Here is a 23,147-nt window from a genome sequence, read left to right on the forward strand (position 1 = left end):
GCAGATGCATTAACTTGCTTTTGCCTGACGCTTTTTAAATTGAATCGAGGCAATCACTGCCCAAACAATAAAGGCAACGCCAATTAAACCTGTCACTACTTCTGGCACATGCAGGCCTGTACCGCTGGCAATCATAATAAAGGCCAAGGCACCAATGGCGTAGTGCGCACCGTGTTCAAGGTAAACGTACGCATCCAACGTACCTTTTTCGACCAAGTAAATGGTCATAGAACGCACAAAAATCGCACCAATGGCTAGACCTAACATAATGATTACCACATCTGAAGTAATCGCAAAGGCACCAATCACGCCATCAAAACTGAACGAGGCATCTAGTACTTCCAGATATAAAAAGCCACCAATCCCCGCTTTTACCACACCTGTTGGCACACCATTTTCATCATGGCGCACAGCATTGCCCTGCTCATCGACTTCAGGCTCTCCGCCCAGCATGTGACTCAGCACTTGTACACCAATATAAATCACGATGCCCCAAATACCCGCCATCGTCACCACAAGGCGTTTATCTTCAACCACGTTCGCTGCCATGATCAGCAAGGTCACTAAGGCTAAAAATACAGACATGGCAGGTACGCTTGCCAAATTGCTCAAACGACGTTCCAACCATCTGAACCAGTGGGTGTCTTTTTCATCATCCAAAAAGAAATTCAGGAAGACCATCAACAAGAATGCACCACCAAATGCAGCAATTTCAGGGTGATGTGCCATCAGTTTGGCAGAATATTGCTTCGGATCATTCAGTGCCAGTTGTACCACTTCCATCATGCCCATATCGGCAGTGACAGCCACAATCACCACGGGGAAGATCAAACGCATGCCAAATACAGCAATGATAATCCCCACAGTTAAAAACAGCATTTTCCAGAAATGATCCCAACCGCGTAGGACTGAAGCATTCACCACCGCGTTATCAAACGACAACGACACTTCCATAATCGCTAAAATTGCGGTGATGGTCAGTGCGGTGAGCATGGTCTGCACACCTGCTTCTGGGCCATGGGTATAGCCCCAATATGCAGATAGCGCAAGACACACTATCGAAAATACGATTGAGAAACCAAAATGTTTCATCATGACAAACGACCTATCGATATATTTTGATCTGAATTTTTTATCTGTCGAATCTGCACCACAAAAGCCAAGCATAGCTTTGGGTGAGCAACAACAAATCTAAAAATTCTGAAATTTGAATTGTCCAAATTTTAAATCGGACAAAAGCTGAGAATGTAAAATTTTATGCCGCAATTATGACGCTTTTTTCTCAACTTCGCCAAAATTCTTCGTATGATTTTTTTGTTGTGATGGATTTCGCCCCAACTGCGCTATTTCAATATTGATCAGTTGTGATCACCGTACAGATATGCAATGGTATCTGCATCAATAAAATTCAAATGGAAATCCAACATGCGCTTTTCTCAAGAGGCTTGGCAGCGTAACCTTGCGCTCTATCAAAAAACACTGGCGTTGCCATTTAATCAGGAACTGGCGCAAGGTACATTAAGCAAAGCTGCGTTTTGTCATTATGTGATTCAAGATTCACATTACTTAATTGCCTATGGTCGTGCGCTGGCTGTCTGTGCTGCCAAAGCTTTTGATGCCGATGATATTATTCAATTTTCGGAAGCAGCCAAAATTGCAATTGTGGTTGAACGCACCTTACACGACAGCTTTATGCAAGCATTTGATATTTCCAAACAGGAATTTGAAAGCACCCCACTGACCCTCGCCTGCCATCATTACACCTCTTATTTGCTCGCAACAGCGTGGTCAGAAAGTTATCCTGTGGTATTGGCTTCATTGCTGCCATGTTTCTGGATTTATGCAGAAGTGGGCAAAGACATCGTCAATAATTCAGTACCGAATAATCCGTATCAGGCTTGGGTAGATACCTATTCAGGCGAAGAATTCCATAGTGCAGTCAACAATGTAATTCAGACCATTGACCGTATTGCTGCGCGCTGTGATGCCGACACCATTGAAAAAATGCATCAGGCCTATACCAAAGCGGCAAAACTAGAATGGCTATTCTGGGACAGTGCTTACCATCAGCGTCAATGGCTAGGCTTAGACCAAGTTTAAACCTTAGTCACTTTAAGTGCGCACTGTATTGGCGTTTCTCTATACAGTGCGACAAGCCATGACTGATAAAGCGTGAAAAATAACACTTGAACAATTTTCATGCGCTATCATATATAAGTTTTTCATTTGTAGAATTTCGAGAATTTTTTATGAGCCAAAGTCATATCCGTATTCGAGGTGCACGTACCCATAACCTAAAAAACGTGAACCTTGATATTCCACGCGATAAATTTGTGGTGATTACGGGCTTATCTGGTTCAGGAAAATCCTCACTGGCATTTGATACTTTGTATGCAGAAGGGCAACGTCGCTATGTCGAATCGCTTTCTGCCTACGCACGCCAGTTCTTATCACAAATGGAAAAACCTGAAGTCGATTCAATTGAAGGTCTAAGCCCTGCAATTGCGATTGAGCAAAAATCGACAAGTCATAACCCACGCTCAACGGTGGGTACCATTACCGAAATTTACGACTATTTGCGTTTACTGTATGCCCGTGTCGGTACACCGTACTGCCCTGAACATGACTTGCCGATGGTGGCACAAACCGTATCAGAAATGGTTGATGCGGTAAAAGGACTGGAAGAAGGCACTGCTTTGATGCTGCTTGCACCGGTGATTCGTGAGCGTAAAGGCGAATATGTGCATTTGTTTGAACAGCTACAAAGTCAGGGTTTTGTACGCGCCCGAGTGGATGGCGAAGTCATGGACATTGACCCACCGCCTGAACTCGACAAAAAGAAAAAACACACGATTGAGGTAGTGGTAGACCGTTTTAAAGTCCGAGATGATTTGGGTAACCGTATTGCCGAAAGCTTTGAAACGGCACTGCGTTTAGGTGGCGATCTGGCCATTTTATCGTGGATGAATGCCGAACAGCCTGATCGTATTTTTTCAGCCAAACATTCATGTCCAAAATGTGATCGTGCCGTTGCTGAACTTGAGCCACGTTTGTTCTCGTTTAATAATCCGTTTGGCGCCTGCCAAACCTGTGATGGCTTGGGGACACGTAGCCATTTCAGTGCAGAAAAACTAATTCCAAACCCTGAACTTTCAATCAGTCAGGGTGCAATTCGTGGTTGGGACAGACAGCGTCCCTATTATTACAGCATGCTAGAAAAAGTCGCAGCACATTATGAACTTTCATTAGAAACTGCGTGGAATCAGCTTGACAGCACTACCCAGAAGAAATTTCTGTACGGTACAGGCAAAGACAAAATTGACCTGAGTTATACCGATGAACGTGGTCGCCATCATAAACGTGTGATTGCTTTTGAAGGTGTGTTGCCGCATTTAGAACGTCGTTATCGTGAAACCGAAAGTAATTATGTACGCGATGATTTGGCACAGTATTTATCTAATGCGGCCTGTGATGCCTGCGGAGGTTCACGCTTAAATGAAATCTCCCGTAATGTCCGTGTGAAAGACAAAACTATTGCTCAAATTACCCAAATGTCAATTGGTGATGCCGAGCAGTACTATCAAGGACTGAATCTGGATGGTGCCAAAGGTGAAGTGGCAGATAAAATCTTTAAAGAAATTCGTGAGCGCTTACATTTTTTAGTGTCGGTAGGTTTGAATTATTTAAGTTTGTCACGTTCTGCCGAAACGCTGTCTGGCGGCGAAGCACAGCGCATCCGTTTGGCATCGCAAATTGGTGCAGGCCTCATGGGCGTGATGTATGTGCTGGATGAACCCTCTATTGGCTTACACCAACGCGACAATGACCGATTGCTAGAAACCCTGATTCGTTTACGTGACTTGGGCAATACCGTATTGGTGGTAGAGCATGATGAAGATGCCATCCGTGCAGCCGATCATATTATTGATATTGGCCCAGGTGCAGGTGTGCATGGTGGACATATTATTGCCGAAGGCACCTATGCAGAACTGGCCGAACATGCAGACTCCCTAACAGGGCAGTATTTATCGGGCAAATTAAAAATTGAAGTGCCGAAAACGCGCACCCAACCGCCACATCCCGAACAACAAATTAAGCTAATGGGCGCAGCAGGACATAACCTGAAAAAAGTGGATCTCACTTTGCCTTTAGGGGTAATGACTTGTGTCACAGGCGTGTCGGGTTCAGGAAAATCCACCCTAATTAACCGTACTTTGTTGCCTTTGGCTGCAACACAATTAAATGGCGCAACTACATTAACCGCAGAAAAATTCGACTCGATTGATGGTTTGCAATATTTAGATAAAGTGGTGGATATTGACCAAAGCCCGATTGGGCGAACGCCACGCTCGAACCCCGCGACCTATACAGGCTTGTTCACTCCAATTCGTGAGCTGTTTGCGCAAACCCCTGAAGCTAAAGCACGTGGCTATGCAGCAGGACGCTTCTCCTTTAACGTTAAAGGTGGACGCTGCGAAGCTTGTGAGGGTGATGGCATGATTAAAGTTGCCATGCACTTCTTGCCAGATATGTACGTGCCTTGCGATGCCTGTCATGGTAAACGCTATAACCGCGAAACTTTGGAAGTCAGTTATAAAGGTCGCAATATTTCTGATGTTTTGGAAATGACCGTTGAAGATGCCATGCATTTCTTTGATGCCATTCCTGTGATTCATCGTCGGTTGGAAACGTTAAATCAGGTTGGCTTGGGTTATATCCGCCTTGGTCAATCAGCTACAACTTTATCTGGCGGTGAAGCACAGCGCGTAAAACTGGCGCGTGAACTGGCCAAACGAGATACAGGCAAAACCCTGTATGTACTGGATGAACCGACCACTGGTTTGCACTTCCATGACATTGCCAAATTGCTCGACATCCTGCATGAGCTACGCAACAAGGGTAATACCATTGTGGTGATTGAACACAACCTAGATGTGATTAAAACTGCAGACTGGATTGTCGATTTAGGCCCTGAAGGTGGTGCAGGCGGTGGACAAATCATTGCCGAAGGCACACCTGAAACTGTCGCAAAATCTAAAATTTCACATACCGCAAAATTCTTAAAACCGATGTTAAAAGGCTAAAATAGATTATTTCAGTTTTTAAGCCCATTCAAGTTTAAATACAGATTCAGCACAAACTTGTGCTGAATCTTTCACTCTAGGCTTTTTATCACTTCGGAAATGCTCGTGGATCAATTACTGTGACTTAGTCACCAGCAACGGCATTGCGCCCACGTGCTTTGGCTCTAAATAAGTGTTTATCGGCTTTTTCCAACAATCTGCTCCATGACGCAGCACCCACCGCCACGCCAGCACTGACCGACACTTGAATATAATCATTCAGTTCTGGAATAAAAATTTCTTGATTCACAATATGGCAGCGCAATTTATCTGCCAAATACAGCGCCTCAGTAAATTCTATTTGCTCAATCAAAACCAAAAACTCATCGCCACCATAACGCACCACCAAGTCTGAGGCACGGACATGCGCTTTGAGAGTATCGGCAATACATTTTAAAGCTTGGTCACCTACCACATGCCCGAAGGTATCGTTAATGTGTTTGAATTTATCCACATCCATAATAATCAGACCAGTTTTGCTCAATTTTTCAGGTCGATGTTCTAAATATTTGATGTATTCCTCAAGCGCCAAACGGTTGGAAACACCAGTTAAGGCATCGGTATTGGCAATATTACGCAGCTGAAATTCTAAAATATCACGCTGCTCTAGGCGTTGTTTTAATTTTTGAATGGCCTCTAAGAGCGTTACCTTGTCTGGATTTTGCGTCCCTTGAGCTTCATCATCATAAGCTGCCAAGCGTAAAATTTGGCTGCGTGCCTGAATTAAAGGAATAAAGACCTTTGAGCGCGCATAGACCATGGTGAAAATAGCAGCCAATAACGAAATAATTGACGCTACTAGGGTTAAAATGAAAATACGCTGAGCTTGATGATAATCTTTGTGCGCAACCTGCAAACTGTGCGCTAATATAAATGACTGCAAACTGACCACAGTGTTGAATTTATCCACCAATTTTTGGGTGAGTTCAGTGCCTGTCAATGAATAGGGTTGCCCATCAATACTTTGCTGAATCAATTGATTGACGATAGGAATTCCCTCATCCAGAAACTCCTTTTTTAATTGATCATGCAAAATATTATATTCAGGAATTTTATGTGCTTCAGGCAAAATGGTATGGATTAAATCCCACAAATAATAAGCTTGGCGTTGGGTTTGCAAAGAGCTCGCCAAATTGGTTTCAGGAATTTTTTCAGCAAACGTTACCGCGGCAATAATATTGGATGCCACCCTTCCCGCTTGATCACGCAAATCTGAAAGAACAAAAATCACACTATAATAGGTCGATACCGATGAGTCTTTTGCCACTGAATCGAGCATGACGTGTTTCAGCACATGCTGAGAACTGTCCCATGCCGCAAACATTTTTTGAATCGCATGATCCATCTGTTGAGAGCTACGCAAATGCTGTGGAGTTGCTGCATATTCATCGACCGCCTGACGCCCTTGTTCTAAAGCGGTCTTTAATTGATGCGATAAATGATGCGCATGGATAATAAAACCTTCTTTTCTTAAAATATTGATGGTCTGTTCTACTTGTTGATCCACGCCAGCACGGTACGCTTTCAGTTCTTGTAAATTTTGCTGAAATTCAGCTGCTGAACTCGACATGACTTTGTTTGCAGGTGCTCGTTCACGCGAAATACTATTGGTCAGTTCAGCCACTTTGCCTAATACAGAAATTTCAATTAAAGCACGTTTTGTTTTTTGATAACTCTGATAACTATTCACCATCAGAGGAACGCAAATAAAAAGCAATGACACGATAATAATGATCATCGAGATCAACAGTCGCTGACTGATATGCTCTGTGCGCAATTTCATCATCATGCTAAGTTTCACCTACGTCATTATAACTGTGCAAAATCGTGGACTTGATCACTTAATCGGCGACTATATTACATGAGCAATCTTTAAATTACTTACAAAAAAGATAATTAATTCACTTATATTTTGAATTATTTAGTTTTTATCACCAAATCATAACAGCTAAATTGGATCTGATATTTTAAACCTGTCTAACTAGAGCATCTTATTCAAGAAAACTTCTAAGCGCATACCCATGACCCATTTGCTTAAAACAACAAATACAAAAAATAATGTTTCAGCATGCAGAAAATATTTTACAGATGCAACATTTGGGTGCATAATGCACCTCATTAGGGCGAGTTTAGTTTTTCCTCAGCAGTAAACTAAATTTACCCGCAAATTTTGGCGAAAAATCCCAGTTTTTGAAAGAAAACTGGGATTTTTTTATGGGTTTTGATCATATCACACCCTCAAACTGCACCATATCAGTGCAATTTTCGCAAAACCATTTGCGTTTTCACATGCAAAAAAAACCCAACCTTGGGGAAAGTTGGGCAGATAAAAAGCAAACAATTATGGAGAATCAGATCGCACTACTGGATGAACCAAGCTTAGGATTTGATGGTTAAATTATGAGATAAGTCACATAATTTACAAACCCGACTTAAGTAGTAGGACTTCATGGTGGAATTATGAAATAAATCACAGTTTATGTAAAGCCTAGTCAACCAGTCTGATTTATTTTTATACAAATATTAAAATTTAATGTGACTAAACTCACATTAATTCAAATATTCCACTCAAATTCAGTCTAAACAAGCCTTCTTTATTGCTTGTTTTTTACCCAAATATCATGATTTCACCCTAAAACAGGTGAATTTTTCCGTTATTCTTCACATTCCAAGAATTATTATTAAAGATAATTTCAATAAAACTGATCGATTAATCCAATTAATGCTTTGCTTATTATTTCTACTTTTGTTGCAAAAACGAACATATCGACTTGTTATCCATACAGTTTTTAGGTTGACAGCAAAAATTTTATTTGAATATTTTTTAAACAACAAAGTCAATTGGACTTAATTCTTAAATAAAGTCCTTTTAGTTCATTGACTTAATAATTTGTTACACTAAAATGATCAATGTTTCATCCATTTTTAACAAAACTGGTAACTATCATGAAAAAACTCGGTTTAGCCACTGCATTATTATTAGCCATGACCGGTGCTCAAGCGTACCAATTCGAAGTTCAAGGTCAATCTGAATACATCGACAATACAGTAAATGATAAGAATTTCACTGGTGCTGTTCAAGGTACTTACTACTTCAAAAATGTTGATGCGACTAAAGGTCCATTGGCTGAAGCTGCGTTCTTAAACCAAGCGTCTAACTTCTCTTTAGCATACAACTATGGTGAATACGATGTAGATGCTGACGAAGCAGATTTCGTATCTCATGTTTATGGTGCTAAAGCTGAAGCGTATATTCCAACTCAATTGGTTCCTGTTTATGCAAGTGCAGCATATAGCCACACCATCACAGATGGTAAAGGCGGTCAAGATAATGACAATGGCGACCGTTATGCCTTAGAACTTGGTGCAGTAGTAGCGCCTAACTTCTTAGTTGCTGTAGGTTATACAAGCGTTGCAGACCAAACTTCTTATGATGCTTTCAACATCCTTTCTAATGGTGTTGCTAAAGCAGCACTTGAGTCGGGCACAATCAATCAAGATCAAGATGCAATCACTGCACGTACAAAATACGTAGGCGCAATTGACGGCACCAATATGGCTGTTGGTTTTGAAGCAGGTCTTGTATATGGTGAAGATACTATGTACAACTTAAAAACAGATCTTTACTTAACACCAGCGCTTAGCGTAGGTGCTTCTTATGTAGAAACAAGTGCTGACTCTGTTGTCGATTCTGCTTGGGGCGCGAACGTAAACTACTTCATCACTCCTGCAGTTGCAGTTGGTGCTAGCTATGTAAATGCGAATGCTGTAGGCGAAGCTGTTGACACTCAAACTGTTGGTGTAAACGCTAAATTCCGTTTCTAATTTCACATTAGACACTGAAGTTAAAAAAGACGCTCATCTGAGCGTCTTTTTTATGCCTGAAATATGTCATGAAAAATTTGAACTGCTATTTCACTCAGCCGAATCATCATGGTGATGATGCGGTAAGTGGCGAATGTACTGCAATGCGATTAAACGTGACACGATCAATGCCAAATACATCACCCCACAGAACATTTGCAACATGGCAATCACCCGTGCTTCCGGGCTGATCGGTATAAGGTCGGATAAACCTGTCGCGGACTGCAAACTAAAACTTAAAAACAGTAAATCCAACCAGCTTTGTAAACCTGCAGCATTTGGGTTCTGAAAACTTTGCGGAATCAAAATTTGACAGATGCTATATAAAAAGGCAAAACCCCAAGCGAGTAAAGTAAATACCGCTGCAGCAGCAAACAGTTCATCTTTGGTTAAATAACGGTCATGGAACATATAGCGCAATAAGCCATAGGCTGCGCTAAAATAGGCTGCAGCTTCACAGGCATGACTCATCACCAAAATAAGAGGATGCCGCACACCCAATAAAATAAAGAATGAAAAGAACAAAGCCGCATAAACAAAACTGAGCCCCACAATACTCAACATTGGCGTTTGTCGAATCACTTTAGCAATGAGCAACAACACCAATACACCCACCATCCACGTAATGACTTTATAGGGCATATGGTGATGCGCAAAGAGTGAGAGCAGCAAAATCACAAACTGCAAAAACAACAGCCATGCCGAAGGCAAAACCCGAAACTTTTTCCAGACATTGTCTAATATGTACATATATCTGCTGCCTATTCTTTTTATATTGCATCCAACATAGCAGCTTATTTGCGCATGCAATGCAATCTCTCTGTATCAAAATTGCATATCTCAATAACCGTATCCACAAATGCTCAAAATATTTATCGGCATGCTTGCTCAAGCCAACATACAGGCATAAAAAAAGTCCCATGACTGGGACTTTTTTGAGGTGTTTCAGACCTTAGTGGTCAGATGCACCAGAGATACCAATACCTGTTTGTGAGCGTACGAACTGTGCATCGAATGCTTTACGTTCAGCTTGTGCTTGCGCAGAGTTATCTGTAATAGAGAAGAACCAGCAGCAGAAGAATGAAAGTGGCATTGCAAAGATCGCAGGACCGTTAAATGGGTTGATTGGTGTATCAGAAATTTGCAGCGTATCGACCCAAACTGCTTTAGACAATACAATCAAGGTTACTGCTGAAGCTAGACCAGCAACACCACCGATTACCGCACCACGAGTCGTTAAGCCTCTCCAGAACATCGACAATACCAGTACTGGGAAGTTCGCACATGCCGCTACAGAGAATGCTAAACCAACCATGAACGCAACGTTTTGTTTCTCGAAAAGAATACCCAAGATCATTGCGAAGATTGCCAAGCCTAAAGTTGCAATTTTAGACATGCGAAGTTCAGATTCAGGTGTCGTTTGACCTTTCTTGAATACGTTAGCGTACAAGTCGTGTGAAATTGCTGAAGCACCTGACAATGTCAAACCAGCAACAACTGCAAGAATCGTTGCGAATGCCACCGCTGAAATGAAGCCCATGAACAAGTCACCGCCCACCGCATCAGACAAGTGCACCGCAGCCATGTTGTTACCACCAACAAGTTCCAACTTGCCCGTTACTGCCATTTTCGCAACATCAAGGAATTGTGGGTTGTTCGATACATAAAGGATCGCACCAAAACCAATGATGAAAGTTAAAAGATAGAAGTAACCAATGAAACCTGTTGCTACAACCACTGATTTACGTGCTTCTTTCGCATCTTTTACAGTGAAGAAACGCATCAAGATGTGTGGTAAACCTGCCGTACCGAACATTAATGCAAGACCCAGTGAAATCGCATCAATTGGGTTAGAGGCCAATTTACCAGGACCCATAATGTTTGCAGCATCGGCCAAACTTAAATCGTGTACTTTAGAGAAGACTTGAATAGATTGTTCGAACATGTTGGTAAAGCTGAAGCCCACGCCTTTCATTACCATGAAAGCCATGAAAGTCGCACCTGAAAGTAACATCACCGCTTTGATGATCTGTACCCAAGTCGTTGCCAACATACCACCGAACATAACGTAAGCCATCATGAGTAGACCCACGATTACCACTGCAAGGTTGTAGTTCAAACCAAAAAGAAGTTTGATTAACTGACCCGCACCTACCATTTGTGCAATCAGGTAGAATGCAACTACTACAAGCGAACTGAATGCTGCAAGGGTACGTACTGGCTTTTCAGCTAAACGGAACGATACAACGTCAGATAGGTTGTATTTACCTAAGTTACGTAAACGCTCAGCAATCAAGAACAATACGATTGGCCAACCGACCATGAAGCCAAGTGAATACAGCAAGCCGTCAAAGCCTGACATAAACACCATTGCGGAAATACCCAGGAACGATGCTGCTGACATATAGTCACCTGCAATCGCGAGACCATTTTGGAAACCTGAAATACCACCACCTGCGGTATAGAAGTCCTTGGTGCTTGTGGTTTGCTTTGCTGCCCATTTAGTAATGAACAAAGTTGCGCCCACGAAAATCAAGAACATAATAATTGCAGGCCAGTTGGTTGGCTGCTGTTCTGCTGCACCTAAATCTGGTCCTGCAAATGCCATACCTGACATTAATACAGTAGACGCAGCCAGTGCTTTCAATGAATTCCATTTCATCTTAGTGCGTTCCTTTCTCATGTGTAATTGCTTCAACTTCACGCATCGCTTCTTCGTTCAATTGGTCAAGTTTGCCATTCGCAATTGATGAATAAACAGCACACAAAATGAAAGATAAAACGATAATGCCCAGACCCAGTGGAATACCCCAAGTCGTCACACCACCTGAAATTGAACTCAATAAGAATTCTTTGTTATAGCCCACTAAAAGCATAAAACCTACGTACACAAACAACATGATTGCTGTTAATGTCCAGCTTAGGTTACTTTTTCTGCGAACCATTTCTTTGAATTTTGGGTTTTGTAGAATACGTTCTACTTGTACCTCATCCATAACCTGCTCCTTCAAGCGCCCTGCCTTAGGCGCAAATTTTTAATTCGAATTATTTCGAACTTAAAATTAACAATGTTGGAGCCGATTTGCAATTTAGACTTTGGTCGCTAAAAAAATGATCAACCTCAGCGCAAAGGCAATGGAATAGGCTATCATAGCCCTATTGTCGATACTTTTAAGGCATCATGAACAGCTGGCTCATTATGGGGGTTTTAGCCCTCTATATCGCATTACTTTTTATCTGTGCTTTCTATGGGGAAAAACACGCCAGTCGTTTAAGCACGCGTGGGCGCATGCTCATGTTCAGCTTAACTTTAGGGGTGTACTGTTCATCATGGACTTTTTATGGTGCAACGGGCGCAGCCGTTCGTGAAGGGATCATTTTTTTACCCATTTATTTAGGGCCATTGCTGTTTGTCGCTGTTGGTTATGATATTTGGCGACGTTTAGGTCGAGTGCGACAACACCACGCCATTTCATCGATTGCTGACTTTGTTGCTGCACGTTACGGTAAAAGCGGGCCATTGGCATCACTGGTCACAATTTTGGCGGTGATTGCAATTATTCCCTATTTGGCTTTGCAATTACGCGCAATTGCGCTGAGTGCCGCAGTGATTTTGGATCAAAGCACCAATGTTGAAAGTACCACCAATGCGGTGTTATTCCTGACAGGTTTATTGGCTATTTTGGCGATGCTGTTTGGTACCCGACAAATTGCCAATACGGAGCAGCACGGCGGTTTAATGCTGGCAGTGGCCTTTGAATCGTTTGTGAAACTGTTTGCATTACTCGCAGTAGCATTCTTTTTTGTTTTTGAAGCACCCGGCAATATTCATCAAATTGCCAATGACGTTTCAATCACATTTAATGAAGTCCAGCTATTTGGTGTGCCTGAAACCTTCTGGGTACAAACCTTATTGGCTGCATTAGCCATTATTTGTTTGCCACGTCAGTTTCACGTTGCTGTGGTCGAATTGCGTGATGAAAAACATATTCGGGGTGCGCGTCGCTGGTTTGCCGTTTATCTGATTTTAACCACCATCGCGATTGTTCCAATTGCCAGTTGGGCCTTGCACGCAGCTCCGCAATATTTAGCCATCCCAGATGTAGCGGTTTTGTCTTTGCCACTCAGTTATAACCAAGACTGGTTGACGCTGTTGGCGTTCTTGGGAGGATTCTCCGCCTCAACAGGCATGCTATTGGTATCTTCAGTAGCACTGTCGATCATGCTGAGTAATGACCTGATCATGCCTGCCTTGTGGCGCATGGGCATTTTCTCACGCCATGACAAGCGCTTGCCTTTGGTACTGAAATTCACCCGACGCATTTGTATTTTAGCGGTGATGCTGCTCGGCTTCCTGTTCTTCAACTTCTTTAACGATATTGATCAACTTTCTGTGTTTGGCTTGTTGGCCTTTAGTGCAGTGGCACAGTTCTCCCCTGCCCTGATTGGGGGGTTATATTGGCGTGGTGGCAGTAAACAGGGCGTTTATGCAGGCTTAATTGTTGGATTTGCGATGTGGGCCTATACCCTGCTACTTCCGACTATTTTACGCAGCCTGCCAAGTCAGTTCAGCGAGTTTACCCGTGAATTTTTATTGCTGGGACCTTTAGGCATCAACTGGTTACGCCCTGAAGCCTTGCTTGGCTTTGAATCTTTTGCCCCGCTCACACATGGGGTGGTTTGGGCGCTCGGTTTAAATATTTTGTTATATGTTTGGGTGTCACGTATTTTCCGCCCAAGTGTGGCAGAACAGATTCAGGCCGAAAGTTTCTTTTATTATGAAACCAAGCCTTTGCCAACTCAGAACATGAGCAACGAGGTCAGCTATTCACATCAGGATGTAGCGCGTTTAAAAGTAGGCGATTTAATCACACTGGCAAAACGCATTACAGGCGAATCTCCAACCCGACAAGCCTTTGAGCAGTTTAGTCAGCAAAATAATGTGGTGCTGAATGAAAATGCCAATGCCAACGGCATGTGGTGGCGTTTTACCGAACAATATTTGGCAGGCACCATTGGTGCAGCATCTGCGCGTACTTTGCTCACCACTGCCATGGTCAATAACGGACTCGCTTTAGGGCAAGTTGCGAATATTCTTGACCAAGCCTCACAATGGCAACGCTTTAACCAAAACCTAATCATGACCATGATTGACCACATGACCCAAGGCGTGAGTGTGGTAGATGAAAATATGTGTTTGGTAGCATGGAATAATCAATATCTCAAACTATTTGATTATCCTAAAGATATTGTCTATGTCGGGTGCCCAATTGCCGATTTGATTCGCTATAACGCAGAACGTGGTGAATGTGGTCCGGGCTCAATTGAAGAACACGTGCGTAAACGTATTCACTGGATGAAAATGGGCAGTGCACACGAGTTTGAACGCATCCGTAAAGATGGTCGTGTAATTCAAATGCGTGGTAATCCAATTGAAGGCGGTGGTTTCGTGACCACCTTTGCCGATATTACCGCTTTCCGTGAAAACGAAGCCGTACTTGAAGCACGGGTACAAGATCGCACACAACAATTGGCCGATGCTTTGGCAGAACAGCAATTGGCACGTGAACAAGCCGACAAAGCCAATATGTCCAAAAGCCGCTTTATTGCCGCTGCCAGTCATGACTTATTACAGCCAATGCATGCAGCGCGCTTATTCAGTACGGCTTTAGAGCAAAGTATTCAGTCCGATGAAGACCGTAAAACCCTGCAACAACTGGATCGTGCCCTGCATGGTGCAGAAAGTATGCTCTCGGCCTTGTTGGATATTGCCCGTTTGGAAGGCGGTACGATTCAGCCGAAACGTCAGGCTTATCCACTGCATGACTTACTCAGCGATTTAAGCCTGCAATTTAAATCCATTGCGGCACAACGTGGCATTGAATTCCGTGTGCATGACGTACAGTTCTGGATTGATACCGACCCACAATGGATTCGTCGTATTATTCAAAACTTTGTCAGCAATGCGCTGCGCTATACCGCCAAAGGGCGTGTGGTCGTGGGCGTGTTACGTTCTGCAGAACATCCACAACATATTAGAATTGGGGTGTGGGATACAGGTCCGGGTATTGCCGAAGAACAACGTATTAAACTGTTTCAGGAATTTGAGCGTTGCGGACATACGTCGCCTTGGGGTGAGCAAGGTCTAGGTCTTGGGTTAGCGATTGTGCAGCGTATGACCAGTTTGCTGAACTACCCTGTGCATGTCTATTCGGAATTGGGCAAAGGCTCGTGCTTTATGATTGAAGTGCCGATTGTCGAAGCTCCAAAAGTAGTGGCTGCACCTGTGCAAGTGGTGCCGTTGAAAACCAAAGCCTATAAAATTTTGTGTTTAGACAATGATGAAACCATTTTGGAAGGCATGGCGACCCTGCTGAGTAAATGGGGCTATCACGTATTTAAAGCCACCGAACCTGAACAAGCAATTGAGTTGATTCAACGTGAGCACATTCAAGTTTGGTTGGTCGATCAGCACTTAAATGACGATAAAATCGGTTTAGATTTTATTCTGGAACATCGTCAAGCCGATGTACCTGTGGCGTTAATTACTGCTGACTCTGATCCAGAACTACCGCAACGCTTAAAAGAACTCAACATCGTCTTGCTGAAAAAACCATTAAAACCAGCATCGCTACGTTCTTGGTTATCGGGTCTGAAAATTTCGGAGACTTGATTCACATACCTAACTTTGGCTAATTTGGGGCGCTCATCCCACAGAGATAAAGCTGAGATGAACGCACCGACCTTGTTACATTTTCTGGTTTGGTTACATTTGTTAGTCTGATGACCAAGCTTCACTTTACATAGCGAAATATGGCTACAATGAAAATCCAACACATTTGCTGTCAATATTGACAGCGATTGACCTGATGCAGCACACCAATTGACCAAACTTTTCAAAAATGTCGCGTTTTGAGTGCCTGCCCTTCACATTAAATACCATCACCTCACTGGCTATGGCAAAGTCTGACAAGATGGTAAGTGAATATGCTCAATAAATTTTACAATTTTTCTAAGCCCTGAGTTTGTCGTTATTTTTTGCCCTTATCGCCAAAACATTAGACTTTAGTCGTATATGCTTAAAACGCTTCATGCGCGCATAACTGAGTACAAGAAATGATCAATTGGCTGGTGTAGCCTGTATAAATACTGCGATTGATCAACCCTTCTTCTCATTTTAGGAAGTGATGTCATGAATTTAGCTGAATATGAACAGCAGCTTGCCGAACAATCTCAGCAGCTGCATCGTCAATACGGCGTCAATGCACTCTTACCCGAAATTCAATGGAATCAACTGTTCCCCAATAGCAAACTCAGTTCCACTCATCTTCAAGCTTTGGAAACCATTTACCAAAGTGCTGTGCCCTTAGCCTTGCAGGTTTTTGAAGAACTCAATTTTGATGTGTTTCGCCCTGCGGCGTATCAACCACAAGGTTTAGGTCTGTTCAACAAACTTTCAGCACAGGAGGAGCAATTACTGGATGTTTTGGAACAAGAAGCGCAAGGCTTAGATCAAAGCACCCGCCAGCATATTTGGAGTATGTTATTACGTGGTGGTGCGGTACTGGTCTTTAAAGCATGGTTAGGCAAAGTCAAAATAGATGAGGCACAACTCGATACAGCTCAATTTGATGAATTGTCCGATTTGCTGTTCATTAAAACCTCACCTTTTGAGCTGGCAGAACGCTTAAAAGTCGATGCGCATGCACCCACTGAACATATTTTTCTACTGTATGGCAATGACGTGTATTTAGACCGTTTTAACAGTCTTGAAACGGCAGCCTTATTTGTCGATTTAGGCGTGTACGATGCTGCGTTTATAAGCCTGAGAGATGACCACGTTGCAAAATACCTGATTGGACAAGGCTATGTCAGTGAGCAGCAAATTGATGAATTGCAATGTGCCTTAAATCCTTTGAATTGTGCCGATTTAAATCCAAAACAGAACTATATTGCTTAGTGTGAGTTGAAGACTTAAATTCCAAGTAATCACATCGCAAACCCCATCCTATTCCAAATAAAAACAAGGCGTGCAATAGCACGCCTTGTGGCTTATTTCATTAACAATACACGAATGAATTTTGCTTAAAACGTCACACGTTTATAATCACGATATTCAGGCTTCCAGAAATTAGCCTCAATTGCCTCGCGTAATGCCTCATCACTCATGACCGGTGCAACCCCTGCATCCATTGCTGCTTTTGCGACTCTAAATGCAATAAATTTAGACACCTGCTGAATTTCATTTAAATCAGGCAATAAATCTGCGTTTGGATCCTGCAACAATGGTGAGCAGTCCGCCAGCGCATTACTTGACGCAATGAGCATACTGTCTGTCACACGTGTAGCCCCTGCAGCGATTACCCCTAAGCCAATACCTGGGAAAATATACGAGTTATTGCATTGGGAAATATTATAAAGTTTGCCCTGATAGTTCACTGGCTCAAACGGGCTACCTGTTGCAATTAAGGCCTTGCCTTCAGTCCACTCCAAAATATCGGCAGGAAAGGCTTCAACTTGTGAGGTTGGGTTTGACAATGGCAACACAATTGGACGCTCGCAATTGGCAGCCAAGGTTTTAATCACCTCTTCAGTAAATAAACCCGGTTGCCCCGAAACCCCAATCAATACCGTTGGCTTGGCATTTTGAATGACGTCCAACAGCGAAATCACACCTTCAGGATTGCCCCAATGTGCCACACGGTCAGGACTTTGTGCCAATTTACGTTGGAAGTCGAGCAAGTTTGGCTGATTGCTGGTGAATAAGCCAAAACGATCCACCATATACACACGAGCACGTGCTTCAGCATCGCTCAAGCCTTCCACCACCATTTGCGCCACAATTTGCTCGGCAATACCACATCCTGCAGAACCTGCACCTAAAAAGGCAATGGTTTGATCTTTCAGCTGCTTGCCTGCCGCACGTGATGCAGCAATTAAACTGCCCACAGATACTGCCGCAGTGCCCTGAATATCATCATTAAAACAGCAAATCTGATCACGATATTTATTCAGCAAGGGCATGGCATTTTTCTGAGCAAAATCTTCAAACTGAATCAATGCCTTAGGCCAACGGCGTTTCACCGCATCAATCACCTGATCGACAAATTGATAGTATTCCTCACCACTAATACGTGGCTGATTCCAGCCCATATAGATCGGATCATTCAGTAATTGTGGGTTATTGGTACCGACATCTAAGGTAATGGGCAAGGTATAGGCCGGGCTAATACCACCACACGCTGTATATAAAGACAGTTTCCCAATTGGAATGCCCATGCCGCCAATGCCCTGATCACCCAAGCCTAAAATACGCTCACCATCGGTAATCACAATCACTTTGACATTCTTTTTATTGATGTTTTGTACAATATCATCAATATGGGCACGGTCTGGATAGGAAATAAAAATACCCCGATGACGGCGGTAAATATCGGAAAAACGCTGACATGCCTCGCCTACAGTTGGGGTGTAAATAATAGGCATCATTTCACTCAAATGCTGTTCAATCAGGTGATAAAACAGGGTTTCATTGGTGTCCTGAATGTTGCGCAAATAAATATGCTTGTTGATGGCATCGCTAAAAGCAGAATATTGCTGATACGAACGCTGGCTTTGTTCTTCAATATTTTCAATTGCATGTGGAATTAAGCCATGCAAGTTAAAACGGGTGCGTTCTTCTTCTGAAAATGCAGAACCTTTATTTAATAAAGGCAATTCTAAAAGGCCGTTGCCCGCATAGGGAATATATAAAGGACGTTTCTGCTGCAAATTTGCGGTTGTCATTGTTCATCTCATTCTAATCGGTTGCTGATGGCGCATGGATTGAGATGCACCATCTGACATCTGACTAGCTTAGCCCGAATTGCAGCAAATAGGGCATTTAGAAGTTTGATAACCAAATCTGAATGATTTTTATTTCTGATAGCCCATGTTATATAGGCATCGAACCTAATTTATTTGGGTGGTTGCAGTGGCGTCATATCTACAATTAAGCCAGTGAACTTACGCACCAAAGGCAGCACACATAATACGACTGGAAAAGCAAACGCCCAAGAAATCATCCAGTTATGCAACCACAGGGTAAAAAATCCCTCAATCCAGCCCAAATTTCGGATCATATTAATCAACGAAATGATGCCACTCATCAAACATGATAAAAAGAAAGGCATTACCACCGTGGCCCATTTCATGGGTAATTTGGGTACATTGCCAAAAATCATTGCACGTTGTTTCATGCTCCAGCCTTTTCGCCTCACTGAATGCCGCATACTATGCCATGAATTGCTTGCTTAAAGGATGATTTTTCAGGCAATTTGTTCATGCTTAGCTACAATCTCTGAAATTCGATAAAGCATACAATTGCACTCCCCTAAAGCCCCTGAAATTTGCTATATTTAGCGTTTTTCTGCACATCTATTTTTCGACTAAATATGAATACGGCAATACAAGCAGCGCTCGATCATGCAGTGCAATCCCTTCAAGCTGAAGGTGTACTCCCATCTGACTGGAACAATACGAGTAATTTAACCCGTACCAAAGACCGCAGCCACGGTGATTTCGCATCAAATATTGCCATGATTGCCTCTAAAGCCGCAGGCATGAAGCCACGCGATTTAGCCGAAAAAATTCTTGCTGCTCTGCCTGAAGTTGCAGACATCAGCAAAGCAGAGATTGCAGGCCCTGGTTTTATTAACTTCTTTTTAAATGCCGACCAGCGTTTTAGTGTTTTAGATCAAATTCAAGCACAAAAACAACAATTTGGATGCAGCCAAATCAATGCAGAAAAACGCATTCAGGTCGAGTTCGTTTCTGCTAACCCAACCTCAAGCCTACACGTGGGTCATGGTCGTGGTGCTGCTTATGGTATGACAGTTGCCAATTTACTTGAAGCCACAGGTGCTAAAGTTGAGCGTGAATACTATGTCAATGATGCTGGCCGTCAAATGGATATTTTGGCGACTTCAACTTACTTGCGTTATTTGGAACTGGCAGGTCAAACGCTGGTGTTCCCCAAAAATGCGTATCAGGGTGACTACGTTAAAGACATCGCACAAAGCATTTTAAAACAGGATGGTGAACGCCATGTACGCCCTGTTGCAGATGTATATAACAATGTGCCTGAAGATGTGCAATATGCGGCAGAACTCGATGCCGATGGCAACAAAGTGGTCTTGTCGGGCGACAAAGAAAAACACATTGATGGTTTGATTTTCAATTCACAAACGCTCTTGGGTGATGATTATCGCGTGTTCCATCAGGCTGCGCTGAATGCTATTTTGGCCGACATTAAAGATGACTTGGGCGAGTTTGGTGTCACCTTTAACCAATGGTTTAGCGAAGCGTCATTGACTGAAAAAATTGATGAAGCTCTGCAAACACTAGATCAACGTGGTTATCTATACGAACAAGACGGCAATATCTGGTTTAAATCGACCGCATTTGGCGATGAAAAAGACCGTGTGGTGAAACGCCGCAATGGTCAAACCACTTACTTTGCTTCAGACATTGCTTATCACCTGAATAAATTACAACGTGGCTACACAGACCTAATTGATATTTGGGGTTCAGATCACCACGGTTATATTTCACGTGTGAAAGCGGCCATTGATGCACTAGGCTACGACTCGAAAAAATTAACGGTACTGTTAGTGCAGTTCGTGAGCTTATGGCGTGGTGGTGAAATGGTACAAATGTCATCCCGTTCAGGTCAGTACGTGACCTTGCGTGATTTGCGTAAAGAAGTCGGCAACGATGCTGCACGTTTCTATTACGTCATGCGCAAATCTGAACAGCACATTGACTTTGACCTAGATTTGGCCGTTTCACAAAGTAAAGACAATGCGGTCTACTATATTCAATATGCTCATGCACGTATTTGTCGTATGCTCGAAAAAGCTGCTGCTACGCAATTGAATTTTAATGCGACAACTGCACGTCAGTTTGCCGCTAAACTTGAGCTAGATGCTGAAACTGAAATTTTAGCCAAACTGGCTGCGTATCCTGAAATTTTAGTACGTGCTGCCAACAGCCACGAACCGCATCAGGTAGGTAACTATTTGAAAGAATTAGCAGCATTGTTCCACGGTTGGTACAATGAGCATAAAGTTCTGAATGATGATGCAGCCTTGACTCAAGCACGCTTATTGCTTTCAGTAAACGTACAACAAGTCTTGCGTAATGGTTTAGAATTATTAGGTGTCTCTGCACCAGAAACAATGTAAAAGCCAAATAAAAGCATAACAAGAGGAAGTCCACGTGTTTGGAAAAACGCAACGCGGTGTATCTGAACGACCGAATAAGCCCAAAAAACCACTAATTCCAACGTGGTTAGGCACACTCGTGGTGATTTTAATCGTGTTGTGTTTTGCTGTAGCCTTAATGCTATGGAAACCGTGGGCACCTGTACAGCCTAAAGGGCAAATCAATTCTGAGCATTATCAGGAAGATACCAACAAAGACTATCGTTTTTATGATTTGCTGCCACAGCAACAGGTTACCCCAATTCCTGAGCAAGCGGTGCCTGAAACACAGCAACAGAATACCGTAGTCATTGTTGAAGCGCCTGCTGCTGTAGAGGCGCCAGCGGCCAGCGAAGCCAATGTTGGTCTGACAGAAATGCCTGCCCCTGTGGTACAAGCCAGCTATATTCTACAAGTGCGTAGCTATACCGACCCAGATGCTGCAGATGCACGTCGTGCCGAAATTATTTTGAATGGTTTATCGGCAGATGTAGTGAAAAGTGTAGAAGGTGGTGAAACTTGGTATCGGGTGATTTCAGGCCCTTATGATTCAGCCGATGCTGCAGTGATTGCTCAGCAAACTTTGCAGCATAGTGGAATTGATTCAATTGTCGTGAAACGCTAAGCCTCATTGTTATCAATCGACCAAAATCAATTAAAAAAAGATGCCTCGGCATCTTTTTTTAGGTCTATAGAACGATGTACTCACAAAAATCATCGCTAGATTTGCATTAACTGCTGCTCACGTTCGCGTGCACGCTGAAATGCAGGACGCTGTTCCACGCGTGCCAAATAAGCCGCAATCTGTGGATAATGATGCCCGGTACGGCTTTGCAATGCTTGGAGCGGGAAACCCATTTGAATATCGGCAAAAGAAAAATCCCCTGCAAAATAATCATGTTTGCCCAAATAATCTTCTAAATAAGCAATATGATCTTTTAAACGAGGCTGAATAAACCCTGCTTTAACACCTGCAGTAATTTTTTGCGCCATTGGTCGAACTAACCATGGCACATGCTGCGGCACATTGGTTATCACCAATTGCATCACTAACAATGGCATTAGCGAGCCTTCGGCATAATGCATCCAGTATTGATATGCTTGCTGTGCTGAAGCCTGCTGCGGTTTAAACTGCCTTTGCGTATCATAATGCTGCTGCAAGTACTCCAAAATGACTGCAGATTCTGCAATGGTCTGCTCTGCATCCGTCAAAATTGGTGCTTTACCCAATGGGTGAATCAGCTTCAATTCATTGGGCGCACTTAAATTGGGCTGACGGTGGTAAAACTTGATTTCATAGTCCAAACCCAGCTCTTCGAGCGCCCACAAAATGCGGAAAGAGCGGGATTGATCAAGGTGGTGTAAAGTAATCATAAACGTCCTATTTTGTTTTTATTACATCTGTTTTAAGTGATTGTTATATCTTCTGTTTCACGCAACATTATAAAAAGGCATGTCCTGCATGCCTTTTTATAAGAGACGGATTCAACTCTAGGTTTAACCCAATTCAGTACGAATTTCCACACTGCGTAACAAGGTTTTCGTCACAGGTGTTTTTTGACAGATATTCAGTACTTTTTGCTGTAATTCTACATCTAACGCTGCTTCAGTTTGCACACGGCGTTCAATCCACTCCTGCCCTTCCTGATTGGTAAAGAAGTCCGCCTCGACCTGAATTTTGCCAAAATCCAAACCCTTATGCTGTGCATACATACGCAAGGTAATCATGGTGCAAGCGACCAAACTGCTACATAACAGATCATAAGGTGCAGGACCTGCATCTTGACCACCTAACTTTTCAGGCTCATCTACCTTCCATTGGTGCTGACCACTTTGGATCTGACCTTGCCATGCCGTGTCTAAACTGCGTACCTGTGCTGTGCCAATCTTGGCCATAAGATGCTCCCTATAGATTGAT

Annotated in this window: 17 protein-coding genes; 8 read left to right on the forward strand and 9 right to left on the reverse strand. The window is 43.0% G+C overall.

Annotated features, from left to right (window positions below; all coding sequences use genetic code 11):
* Nucleotides 1-9 precede the first annotated feature (9 nt).
* Complete coding sequence (locus E0H79_RS07420; RefSeq protein ID WP_131261267.1) at nt 10-1,095, reverse strand: DUF475 domain-containing protein; 1,086 nt, start codon at nt 1,093-1,095, stop codon at nt 10-12.
* Nucleotides 1,096-1,425: 330 nt separating this feature from the next.
* On the opposite strand from E0H79_RS07420, the gene tenA reads away from it, so the two are divergent.
* Both tenA and uvrA read left to right on the forward strand, forming a co-directional pair.
* On the forward strand, nt 1,426-2,100 hold the full coding sequence (gene tenA, locus E0H79_RS07425) for a thiaminase II (RefSeq protein ID WP_131261268.1): 675 nt from the start codon (nt 1,426-1,428) through the stop codon (nt 2,098-2,100).
* A 149-nt stretch (nt 2,101-2,249) separates the two neighbouring features.
* Complete coding sequence (gene uvrA / locus E0H79_RS07430) at nt 2,250-5,084, forward strand: excinuclease ABC subunit UvrA (RefSeq protein ID WP_131261269.1); 2,835 nt, start codon at nt 2,250-2,252, stop codon at nt 5,082-5,084.
* Nucleotides 5,085-5,208: 124 nt separating this feature from the next.
* Here uvrA and E0H79_RS07435 read toward each other — a convergent pair whose 3' ends face one another.
* Nucleotides 5,209-6,909, reverse strand: a complete 1,701-nt coding sequence (locus tag E0H79_RS07435; RefSeq protein ID WP_026438407.1) for a GGDEF domain-containing protein — start codon at nt 6,907-6,909, stop codon at nt 5,209-5,211.
* A gap of 428 nt (nt 6,910-7,337) precedes the next feature.
* Here E0H79_RS07435 and E0H79_RS07440 point away from each other — a divergent pair, with 428 nt between their 5' ends.
* On the forward strand, nt 7,338-7,520 hold the full coding sequence (locus E0H79_RS07440) for a hypothetical protein (protein ID WP_004970207.1): 183 nt from the start codon (nt 7,338-7,340) through the stop codon (nt 7,518-7,520).
* A 513-nt stretch (nt 7,521-8,033) separates the two neighbouring features.
* The gene (gene omp33-36, locus E0H79_RS07445) at nt 8,034-8,948 is read left to right on the forward strand and encodes a porin Omp33-36 (protein WP_265937122.1); all 915 of its coding nucleotides are present in this window, start codon (nt 8,034-8,036) and stop codon (nt 8,946-8,948) included.
* 90 nt (nt 8,949-9,038) lie between these two features.
* Here the strand turns inward: omp33-36 and E0H79_RS07450 are convergent, their stop codons facing one another.
* From E0H79_RS07450 to E0H79_RS07460, 3 genes are all read right to left on the reverse strand, one after another.
* Nucleotides 9,039-9,737, reverse strand: a complete 699-nt coding sequence (locus tag E0H79_RS07450; RefSeq protein WP_131261271.1) for an ion channel — start codon at nt 9,735-9,737, stop codon at nt 9,039-9,041.
* Nucleotides 9,738-9,939: 202 nt separating this feature from the next.
* On the reverse strand, nt 9,940-11,649 hold the full coding sequence (locus tag E0H79_RS07455) for a cation acetate symporter (protein WP_096902225.1): 1,710 nt from the start codon (nt 11,647-11,649) through the stop codon (nt 9,940-9,942).
* Nucleotide 11,650: 1 nt separating this feature from the next.
* Nucleotides 11,651-11,983: a DUF485 domain-containing protein gene (locus E0H79_RS07460; protein WP_131261272.1), complete on the reverse strand. Its 333-nt coding sequence runs from the start codon at nt 11,981-11,983 to the stop codon at nt 11,651-11,653.
* A gap of 185 nt (nt 11,984-12,168) precedes the next feature.
* Here E0H79_RS07460 and E0H79_RS07465 point away from each other — a divergent pair, with 185 nt between their 5' ends.
* A complete protein-coding gene (locus tag E0H79_RS07465; RefSeq protein ID WP_131261273.1) occupies nt 12,169-15,660 on the forward strand; it encodes a PAS domain-containing hybrid sensor histidine kinase/response regulator in 3,492 nt (1,163 codons plus the stop codon).
* A gap of 519 nt (nt 15,661-16,179) precedes the next feature.
* The gene (locus E0H79_RS07470; protein WP_131261274.1) at nt 16,180-16,947 is read left to right on the forward strand and encodes a hypothetical protein; all 768 of its coding nucleotides are present in this window, start codon (nt 16,180-16,182) and stop codon (nt 16,945-16,947) included.
* 125 nt (nt 16,948-17,072) lie between these two features.
* On the opposite strand, the gene E0H79_RS07475 is transcribed toward E0H79_RS07470, so the two are convergent.
* A complete protein-coding gene (locus tag E0H79_RS07475; RefSeq protein WP_131261275.1) occupies nt 17,073-18,773 on the reverse strand; it encodes an NAD-dependent malic enzyme in 1,701 nt (566 codons plus the stop codon).
* Between the two features lie 170 nt (nt 18,774-18,943).
* Nucleotides 18,944-19,225, reverse strand: a complete 282-nt coding sequence (locus E0H79_RS07480; RefSeq protein ID WP_004970219.1) for a DUF2798 domain-containing protein — start codon at nt 19,223-19,225, stop codon at nt 18,944-18,946.
* 195 nt (nt 19,226-19,420) lie between these two features.
* Between E0H79_RS07480 and argS the strand changes: the two genes are divergently transcribed.
* Both argS and E0H79_RS07490 read left to right on the forward strand, forming a co-directional pair.
* Nucleotides 19,421-21,211, forward strand: a complete 1,791-nt coding sequence (gene argS, locus E0H79_RS07485) for an arginine--tRNA ligase (protein ID WP_131261276.1) — start codon at nt 19,421-19,423, stop codon at nt 21,209-21,211.
* A 34-nt stretch (nt 21,212-21,245) separates the two neighbouring features.
* Nucleotides 21,246-21,854: an SPOR domain-containing protein gene (locus tag E0H79_RS07490; RefSeq protein WP_004970222.1), complete on the forward strand. Its 609-nt coding sequence runs from the start codon at nt 21,246-21,248 to the stop codon at nt 21,852-21,854.
* Between the two features lie 95 nt (nt 21,855-21,949).
* Here the strand turns inward: E0H79_RS07490 and E0H79_RS07495 are convergent, their stop codons facing one another.
* On the reverse strand, nt 21,950-22,603 hold the full coding sequence (locus E0H79_RS07495; protein WP_131261277.1) for a glutathione S-transferase family protein: 654 nt from the start codon (nt 22,601-22,603) through the stop codon (nt 21,950-21,952).
* A gap of 123 nt (nt 22,604-22,726) precedes the next feature.
* Nucleotides 22,727-23,125 carry an OsmC family protein gene (locus tag E0H79_RS07500; RefSeq protein ID WP_131261278.1) on the reverse strand — a complete coding sequence of 133 codons (399 nt, stop codon included), beginning with the start codon at nt 23,123-23,125 and terminating at the stop codon, nt 22,727-22,729.
* Nucleotides 23,126-23,147 lie beyond the last annotated feature (22 nt).

It is taken from the genome of Acinetobacter sp. ANC 5045 (genome assembly GCF_004331005.1).
GTDB lineage: Bacteria > Pseudomonadota > Gammaproteobacteria > Pseudomonadales > Moraxellaceae > Acinetobacter > Acinetobacter towneri.